Here is an 8,352-nt window from a genome sequence, read left to right as displayed (position 1 = left end):
AGCTGACCACACACGCGGGCATTCCTACGTGAGGCACCGCTTCACGCACGCGGGCATATTGACATGAGGCACCTCGGCCGGCCCCGTCGGTCACGACGACTGCCGGAGCTCCGCGCCCTCGGCGTCCGGCGCATCCGACCCCGCCGCCCGTCCCCACAGCGGCAGGCGCACGGTGAACGCGGTGCGCCCCGGCTCGCTCTCGAGCGCGATGGTGCCGCCGTGCGCGTCGACGAGGGCCTCGACGATCGCGAGCCCGAGCCCCGAGGAGCCCGTCGCGCGCGAGCGCGAGGAGTCGCCGCGCGCGAAGCGCTGGAAGACCGTCTGCTGCAGCTCGTCGGGGATGCCGGGGCCCGCGTCGACGATCTCGACCACGGCCTCCTCCCCCTCGGTGCGCAGCGACACGTCGACGGGCGTGCCCTCGGGCGTGTGCACCCTGGCGTTCGCGAGCAGGTTCGCCACGACCTGCTGCAGCCGCAGCGGGTCGCCCGCGACCACCACGGGCTCCTCGGGCAGCTCGAGCGCGATCGGGTGGGAGCGGCCCGCGGCCTGCGCGTCGGCGACCGCCTCGATCACGAGCAGCGACAGGTCGACCTCGCCCCGCTCGAGCTCGCGGCCCTCGTCGAGCCGCGCCAGCAGCAGCAGGTCGTCGACGAGCGCCTGCATGCGCTGCGCCGCCGCCTCGATGCGCTCGAGCGACTCGCGGGTGTCGGGCCGCAGGTCGCCGTCGTGCTTGCGCGTGATCTCGGCGTAGCCGCGCACCGCGGCGAGCGGCGTGCGCAGCTCGTGCGAGGCGTCGGCGACGAACTGGCGCACGCGCCGCTCGCTCGCCGAGCGGGCCTCGAACGCCTGCTCGATGTGGTTGAGCATGCGGTTCATGCTCTCCTGCACGCGGCCGACCTCCGAGGCGGGCTCCTCGATGCGCACCCGGTTGGTCAGCTGCGCGGTGCCCGAGGCGAGCGGCAGCTGCGAGATGCGCTCGGTGGTGGCGATGACGGAGGTGAGCGGCCGCAGCGCGCGCCGGATGATCATGTCGCCGAGCAGCAGCACGATCGTGACCGCCGCGAACGCCGCCACGGCGATCACGAAGGCGAGCGCCGCGAGCGTCTGGTTGGTCTCGGACATCGACAGCCCGACGATCACCCGCGCCCCGCCGCCGACGTCGTGCGCGATCACCCGGTAGGAGCCGTAGGTGGGCAGCGACTCGTTGACGATGCCGTCGGAGCCGGTGCCGAGCACGACCCGCTCGTCGGCGGCCGACAGCGCGAGCTGCTGCCCGATGCTCGTGAGGATGAACGCCTGGCGCAGCTCGCCGCCCTGCTCGATGGCGATGAGCGTGGCGGTCGGCGCGGTGCGCGGGTCGAGCGGCGCCTGCGTGCCGGTCGCGAGCGCGCGCTCGACGTCGGTCGCGGTGCGGCTCGCGATCTCGGTCAGCTGCTCGTCGACGCGCGTCTCGAGCACGACGCGCATCGTCATGACGCTCGCGATCGCCACCGCCGCGGTGAGCAGGGCGAACAGCGCCACGACCACCACCAGCAGCCGTCGGCGCAGCGACCACGACGACGGGTTCTGGATGCGTCGGGTCTGGGGCGTCGCGGCTGCGGGCTGGGTCACGGGTGCAGGAGGCGGCTGCGCGGCGGGCGCCGGCTCACTCAGCCGCGCGCAGCTGGTAGCCGACGCCGCGCACGGTGTGGATCATGGGCGGGCCGAGCGTGTCGATCTTCTTGCGCAGGTAGGAGATGTACAGCTCGACGACGCTCGCGCGCCCGCCGAAGTCGTACGACCAGACGCGGTCGAGGATCTGCGCCTTCGAGAGCACGCGGCGCGGGTTGCGCATGAGGTAGCGCAGCAGCTCGAACTCGGTCGCCGTGAGGTCGACCTGCTGGCCGCCGCGGCGCACCTCGTAGGAGTCCTCGTCCATCATCAGGTCGCCGACCCAGAGCACGCTCGACTCCTCGGCGGTCTGGGCGGTGCGGCGGATCAGGCCGCGGAGGCGCGCGACGACCTCCTCGAGCCCGAAGGGCTTTGTGACGTAGTCGTCGCCGCCGGCGGTGAGCCCGGCGACGCGGTCGTCGAGCGAGTCCTTGGCCGTGAGGAAGAGCACCGGCACGTCGAAGCCGGCCGAGCGCAGGCGCTGGAGCACGGTGAGGCCGTCGATGTCGGGGAGCATGATGTCGAGCACCACGGCGTCGGGGCGGAACTCGCGCACGGCCTGCAGCGCCTGCTGGCCGTTGGCGGCGGTCTTCACGTCCCAGCCCTCGTACTTGAGGCCCATGGCGACGAGGTCGGCGAGGCTCTGCTCGTCGTCGACGACGACGACGCGGATGGGCGAGCCATCCGGGCGGGTGAGGCGGGGCTGTGCCCGCAGCTGCTGCTGAGCGGTGTCGGTCATGCCATCCATTCCGCCAGAGTCTCCTGTGCGTCGATCCGACCTTATCCTTTGCGCTTCCTGTGCGCTTGCCCTCACGCTCGAGCGGTCGCGCGGACCCGGCATGGCGGCGAGCCGGGTGGGCCCCGCGTGGGACGATGGAGCCATGCAGCTCCAGCTCGACATCTTCGGCGACGAGCCGTCGGTGCTGGGGCACACGAGCCGCATCGTCGCCCGCTCGAGCGACCGCATCGCGTGGCTGCGCGCCCGCTCGCGCGGCGTCACCGCGACCGACGCGGCGAGGCTCAGCACCTCGGCCGCCGTCGCCGCCGTCGCGCGCGAGAAGCTCGGCCTCCGCGGCTTCTCCGGCAACGCCTTCACCGACCACGGCCGCGCCCGCGAGCCGCACATCGCCCGCTGGGTGCACGACCACTTCTCGCTCGTGCCGTCGGATGCGCTCTTCCACTCCGTGCCCCACCGCGACCACCTCGCGACGCCCGACTGCGTGAGCGACGACGGCACGGTGCTCGCCGAGATCAAGACGACCTCGAAGGCGTTCGACCGGGTGCCGAAGCAGTACCTGCGCCAGATCTGGTGGCAGCAGTACGTGCTCGGCGCCGACCGCACCCTCTTCGTCTGGGAGCAGCACAGCCACTTCGTGCCCGTCGGCCCGCCCAGGCACGTGTGGGTCGAGCGCGACGAGGACGAGATCGCGATGCTCGTCGACCGCGCGGATCGGCTGCTCGAGCTCCTGCGCGGCTGATGCTGCTCGCGATCCACGGCCTCGGCTCCGACGCCCGCGCGATGCGCGCCTACCTCGAGGGAGCCGTGCCCGCGGGCGTGCGCGTGCTCGCGCCCGACCTGCGCGCGCACGGCGCGAGCACGCTGATCGGCGAGCCGGATCGCTTCGCGCTCGAGGCGCTGGCCGCGGAGGTATCGGACGAGCTCGTGCGCGTCGGCGACGGCTCCCCCGTGACGATCGTCGGCGTCTCGCTCGGCGCGGCGCTCGCGGCGATCATCGCGCGCTCCGGGCGGTTCCCGCTCGACCGCGTCGCGCTCATCCGCCCCGCCTTCACGACCGAGCCGCTGCCGCCGAACCTCGCGATCTTCCCGCTGCTCGGGCGGCTGCTCGAGGAGCACCGGCCGCAGCGGGCGCTCGACGAGCTGCACCGCTCGGGCGCCTGGCGCGCGGTCGCGCACGAGTCGCTCGCGCACGCGCGCGGCCTCGAGGCGCAGCTGACGCAGCCGCTCGCAGCCGAGCGGCGCATCCGCCTGCTCGAGATCCCGCGGAACATCGCCTACCGCCCGGGCGAGCTGCGCATCCCCGCGCCGACGGTCGTGCTCGCGAGCCCCCGCGACCCCGTGCATCCGCTGCACGTCGCCGAGGCGTGGCGCGACGAGCTGGGATGCCGGATGCTCGTCTCGCCCGCGCGGGACGACGGCGAGGCCGCGATGTACGCGTGGTTCCGGCAGCAGCTGGCCAGCTTCCTGGTGGGGATCGGCTAATCCTCGAGCCGGGCGGCCGCCCCCACCGGCACCGCGCCGCCGCGGGACCGCGCGCGCACCGGCTCCGACGCATCCGCCGCCGCGTGCGGCAGCGTGTGCACGACCGTCACCGCGATCATCCACAGCACCCCGAGCCCCGCCGCGACGAACTCCATGGCCGAGCCGATGTCGGTGTTGCCGCGCGCGAGCGAGATGATGCCGCCGGTCGCGGCGATCACGCCGACCGCGAGCCCGCCCGCCGTCGAGAGCCGGGCGACCCAGCGGTCGCGCGCGGTCGCGAACTGCAGCATCGCGAGGCAGCCCGCGACGAACCCGAGCACCGCCGCGACGATGTGCACCCAGTCGCGCAGCTCGGCCTCGGTGCCGAGCAGCGACGGGCAGCCGGGCGAGCACGGCACGGCAGCGGCGACGAGGAACAGCGTCGCCGCGCCCACGAGCGCCGCCGATGGCGCCCACAGCCGCAGCACCGGCAGGCGGGTGCGCACGTCGCGCACCGACACGGCCACGAGCAGGATGCCGGCGATGACGATCACGAACCCGGCCTGGAACTGCGCGGCCGAGCGCATGTGCTCGGCGCCGAGCTCGGAGATGTAGAGGTGGCGCTCGTAGATCGCGCGCGCGTCGCCGATGACGACCGCGCCCGCGACGAGGCTCGCGACGGCGAGGGCGGCGACGGCGACGTCGGCGGTCCGGGGGCGCTGGAGCACACGTGCACTGTAGCCGCGGCGGCCCTGCGGTCACATGTCGTCATCTCGACATCTGGGCGTCACACGCGTGCGCTAGCGTCGAGGCGACGTGGAGGGAAGTGCGATGCGCGCAGTGCTGGTGCGGGAGTTCGGGCCGACGGACCAGGTGGAGATCGGCGACATCGACGCTCCGCTCAAGCTCGGGACCGAGGTGCTCGTCGACGTCCACGCGGCCGGCATGAACCCGATCGACTACAAGACGGTCATCGGCAAGGGCGCCGCGAAGGCCGTCGAGCCGCTGCTGCCGTGGGTGCCGGGCGGCGACGTCGCCGGCATCGTCGCCGAGTCGCCCTACGAGGCGCACGACGTGCAGCCCGGCGACGCCGTGTACGGCATCGTCAACCACTGGCGCACCCGCGGGTCGTACGCCGAGCAGGCGATCGTGCCGAGCCTCGCGCTCGCGCCGAAGCCCGAGTCGCTCACCTTCGAGGAGGCGGCGGCGGTGCCGTGCGCCGCCCTCACCGCGTGGGACGCGGTCGTGCGCGTCGCGAAGGCGCGCGCCGGCCAGCGCATCCTCATCCACGCCGGCGCCGGCGGCGTCGGCCACTTCGCCGTGCAGTTCGCGAAGTACTTCGGCGCCCACGTCGCCACCACCGTCTCGACCCGCAACGTCGACTTCGCCAGGTCGCTCGGCGCCGACGAGGTCATCGACTACACGAGCGAGCGCTTCGAGGACGCGCTGCAGAAGGTCGACGTGGTCGTCGACCTCGTCGGCAACGTGGCCGACGAGACGGGCACGCGCTCGCTCGACGCGCTGAAGCACGGCGGGCTCTACCTCAACGTGCCGACCGGCTCCTGGCCCGACTACGCATCCGCCGCCGCCGAGCGCGGGATGCGCGCGTCGTCGGTGAAGGTCGAGGCCGACGGCTCGAACCTCGGCATCATCGGCCGCCTCATCGACGCCGGCGACGTGCGCGTCGAGGTGCAGCGCGTCTACCCGCTCGACCGCGTGCACGAGGCCTTCGGCGTGCTGCAGGGAGGGCACGTGCGGGGCAAGCTCGTGCTGCGGGTGCGCTGATCCAGCGAAGTTCCCGGCGGCAGTGCAAGATGGTCGGATGAGCGACGCGAAGAAGCCGCTGCTGGAGGTCTCCGGACTCAAGGTGGAGTTCACGACCCAGGACGGCACGGTCACGGCAGTGCACGAGGCGAGCCTCTCGCTCGCCGCGGGCGAGACGCTCGCGATCGTGGGCGAGTCGGGCTCGGGCAAGTCGACCACCGCGATGGCCGTGATCGGCCTGCTGTCGGGCAACGGCCGCGTCACGGCGGGCAGCATCCGGCTCGACGGCGAGGAGCTCGTCGGCGCGAGCGAGAGCGCCATGCGCAAGGTGCGGGGCCGCCGCATCGGGCTCGTGCCGCAGGACCCGATGTCGAACCTCAACCCGGTCGCGCGCATCGGCACGCAGGTCGCCGAGACGCTGCTCGCGCACGGGCTCGCCGACCGCCGCACCGTCGACCAGAAGGTCGTCGAGACGCTCGAGGCGGCCGGGCTGCCCGATGCCGCCGAGCGGGCGAAGTCGTACCCGCACGAGTTCTCGGGCGGCATGCGCCAGCGCGCCCTCATCGCGATCGGCCTCGCGTGCCGCCCGCAGCTGCTCATCGCCGACGAGCCCACGAGCGCGCTCGACGTGACCGTGCAGCGCACGATCCTCGATCAGCTGCAGCAGATGACCGAGGAGCTCGGCACCGCCGTGCTCCTCATCACGCACGACCTGGGGCTCGCCGCCGAGCGCGCCCAGCGGGTCGTCGTCATGCACCGCGGCCGCGTCGTCGAGCAGGGTCCGGCGAAGCACATCCTCGAGGCGCCGCAGCACCCGTACACGCAGTCGCTCGTGAAGGCGGCGCCGTCGGTCGCGATGGCGCGGCTGCGGCCCGAGGACTTCGCGAGCCATGGCGGGGCGGATGCCTCGGAGGCCCCCGACACGATCGTCGAGTTCGAGCACGTCACCAAGGAGTTCCACGTGCGCGGCCGGCGCGAGCCCTTCAAGGCCGTCGACGACGTGTCGCTCTCGGTGCCGCGCGGCAAGACCGTCTCCATCGTGGGCGAGTCCGGCTCCGGCAAGACGACGACGGCGCGGATGCTGCTGAAGGCGTTCGAGCCGACGAGCGGCACGGTGCGCTTCGAGGGCAAGGACGTCTTCGCGCTCTCCCGCGAGGAGCAGAAGGAGTTCCGCCAGCGCGTGCAGCCGGTGTTCCAGGACCCGTACTCGTCGCTCAACCCGATGTTCACGATCGAGCGCATCGTCGAGGAGCCGCTGTCGTTCTACGGCAAGGGGTCGAAGCTCGAGCGCCAGCGCCGCGTGCGCGAGCTGCTCGACCAGGTCGCGCTGCCGTCCGACATGGCGCGCCGCTACCCGTCGGAGCTCTCCGGCGGCCAGCGCCAGCGCGTGGCGATCGCCCGCGCGCTCGCCCTCTCCCCCGACGTGATCGTCTGCGACGAGCCGGTGTCGGCGCTCGACGTGCTCGTGCAGGACCAGATCCTGCGGCTGCTCGGCGACCTGCAGCGCGACCTCGGGCTCAGCTACCTCTTCATCTCGCACGACCTCGCCGTCGTGCGCCTCATCAGCGACTACGTCGCGGTGATGCAGAACGGGAGGCTCGTCGAGGCGGCGACGAGCGAGGAGATCTTCACGAACCCGCGCGACCCGTACACGCGGAGGCTCCTCGCCTCGATCCCCGGCAACGAGCTGCAGATCGCGAGCTGAGCGGCCTCAGCGGGCGCCGGGCAGACCGGGGGCCGGGACGGCCCCCGGAGCTGGGGTCGCGGCAGAGGCCCGAGAGGGCGGCCTCTGCCTCCAGCTCCACCGCTCAGCGCTTGCGGGTGCGGGGGTCCATCGCCTCGCGCAGCGCCTCGCCGAGGAGCGTGAAGCCGAGCGCCGCGATCATGATGCAGATGCCGGGCAGGAACGCGAGCCACGGCGCGATCGCGAGCTCCGCCTGCGCGTAGGTGAGCATGCGGCCCCACTCGGCCGTCTCGGGCCGCCCGCCGCCGAGGCCGAGGAACGACAGCGCCGCCGCGTCGATGACGGCGGTCGCGAGCGTGAGCGTCGCCTGCACGATCACCGGGCCCACCGAGTTCGGCAGCAGGTGCGTCATCGTGATGCGACCGGTGCCGAGGCCCAGGGTGCGGGCGGCGAGCACGTAGTCGGACTCGCGCTGCTGCAGCATCGACGAGCGCAGCAGGCGGGCGAAGATCGGCACCTGCGCGACGCCGATGGCGATCATCACCGCGAGCGGCGTGCGGCCGAGCACCGCGGCGATCGAGACCGCGAGCAGCAGGTGCGGCACCGACAGCAGGATGTCGACCACCCGCATGATGAGGGTGTCGACCCATCCGCCGAACGCGCCCGCCAGGGCGCCCAGCACCATGCCGCCGAGCAGGCCGAAGAAGGTGGAGGCGACGCCGATGAGCAGCGACGCCTGCGCGCCCCAGATGAGCTTCGAGAGCACGTCGCCGCCGAAGCGGTCGATGCCGAGCGGGAAGTCGGGCACCTCGCCCGGGCCGGGCAGGTAGGTCGGCAGCCGCAGGCCCGCGCCGGGGGTGGCGAGCTCGGGGTAGGGCGCGAGCACCGGCGCGAGCAGCGCGACGAGCACGAACAGGCTGACGACGACCGCGCCGATCCAGGCGGCGGGGTTGCGGCGCAGCCGCCGCAGCACGTCGCCCCAGAAGCTCCCGGAGCGGCGGGGCTGCCCGGCGTCGCCCTCGGGGACGGGGACGGCCGGGATCGCTTCGGCGGC

At 73.4% G+C, this 8,352-nt stretch carries 8 protein-coding genes; 4 read left to right on the top strand and 4 right to left on the bottom strand.

Going from position 1 to position 8,352, the window contains the following annotated elements; all coding sequences use genetic code 11:
• Positions 1-90: 90 nt before the first annotated feature.
• Positions 91-1,611 carry a sensor histidine kinase gene (locus tag AC1RNL_RS13055; protein WP_246992244.1) on the bottom strand — a complete coding sequence of 507 codons (1,521 nt, stop codon included), beginning with the start codon at positions 1,609-1,611 and terminating at the stop codon, positions 91-93.
• Between the two features lie 34 nt (positions 1,612-1,645).
• A complete protein-coding gene (locus AC1RNL_RS13050) occupies positions 1,646-2,389 on the bottom strand; it encodes a response regulator transcription factor (protein ID WP_164877027.1) in 744 nt (247 codons plus the stop codon).
• Positions 2,390-2,531: 142 nt separating this feature from the next.
• Between AC1RNL_RS13050 and AC1RNL_RS13045 the strand changes: the two genes are divergently transcribed.
• Together AC1RNL_RS13045 and AC1RNL_RS13040 are read left to right on the top strand one after the other, a co-directional pair.
• Positions 2,532-3,128, top strand: a complete 597-nt coding sequence (locus tag AC1RNL_RS13045) for a YqaJ viral recombinase family protein (protein WP_246992246.1) — start codon at positions 2,532-2,534, stop codon at positions 3,126-3,128.
• A complete protein-coding gene (locus tag AC1RNL_RS13040) occupies positions 3,128-3,871 on the top strand; it encodes an alpha/beta fold hydrolase (protein ID WP_492935472.1) in 744 nt (247 codons plus the stop codon). Before AC1RNL_RS13045 ends, AC1RNL_RS13040 begins: the two co-directional genes overlap by 1 nt.
• Here AC1RNL_RS13040 and AC1RNL_RS13035 read toward each other — a convergent pair.
• Positions 3,868-4,578: a DUF998 domain-containing protein gene (locus AC1RNL_RS13035; protein ID WP_492935471.1), complete on the bottom strand. Its 711-nt coding sequence runs from the start codon at positions 4,576-4,578 to the stop codon at positions 3,868-3,870. The genes AC1RNL_RS13040 and AC1RNL_RS13035 overlap by 4 nt on opposite strands.
• Positions 4,579-4,681: 103 nt before the next feature.
• Between AC1RNL_RS13035 and AC1RNL_RS13030 the strand changes: the two genes are divergently transcribed.
• Together AC1RNL_RS13030 and AC1RNL_RS13025 are read left to right on the top strand one after the other, a co-directional pair.
• Positions 4,682-5,635, top strand: a complete 954-nt coding sequence (locus tag AC1RNL_RS13030) for an NADP-dependent oxidoreductase (protein ID WP_492935470.1) — start codon at positions 4,682-4,684, stop codon at positions 5,633-5,635.
• Positions 5,636-5,672: 37 nt separating this feature from the next.
• A complete protein-coding gene (locus tag AC1RNL_RS13025; RefSeq protein ID WP_492935469.1) occupies positions 5,673-7,319 on the top strand; it encodes an ABC transporter ATP-binding protein in 1,647 nt (548 codons plus the stop codon).
• A 103-nt stretch (positions 7,320-7,422) separates the two neighbouring features.
• Here the strand turns inward: AC1RNL_RS13025 and AC1RNL_RS13020 are convergent, their stop codons facing one another.
• Positions 7,423-8,340, bottom strand: a complete 918-nt coding sequence (locus AC1RNL_RS13020) for an ABC transporter permease (RefSeq protein WP_400529914.1) — start codon at positions 8,338-8,340, stop codon at positions 7,423-7,425.
• Positions 8,341-8,352 lie beyond the last annotated feature (12 nt).

The sequence above is a fragment of the Agrococcus sp. GW821-FHT14H11 genome, from assembly GCF_058803545.1.
This window is presented reverse-complemented; position numbering and strand designations above follow the sequence as displayed.

Coding starts and splice junctions, on each gene's coding strand:
- AC1RNL_RS13050 (WP_164877027.1), bottom strand. CDS start 2,389: ATGACCGACACCGCTCAGCAGCAGCTGCGGGCACAGCCCCGCCTCACC.
- AC1RNL_RS13045 (WP_246992246.1), top strand. CDS start 2,532: ATGCAGCTCCAGCTCGACATCTTCGGCGACGAGCCGTCGGTGCTGGGG.
- AC1RNL_RS13040 (WP_492935472.1), top strand. CDS start 3,128: ATGCTGCTCGCGATCCACGGCCTCGGCTCCGACGCCCGCGCGATGCGC.
- AC1RNL_RS13030 (WP_492935470.1), top strand. CDS start 4,682: ATGCGCGCAGTGCTGGTGCGGGAGTTCGGGCCGACGGACCAGGTGGAG.
- AC1RNL_RS13025 (WP_492935469.1), top strand. CDS start 5,673: ATGAGCGACGCGAAGAAGCCGCTGCTGGAGGTCTCCGGACTCAAGGTG.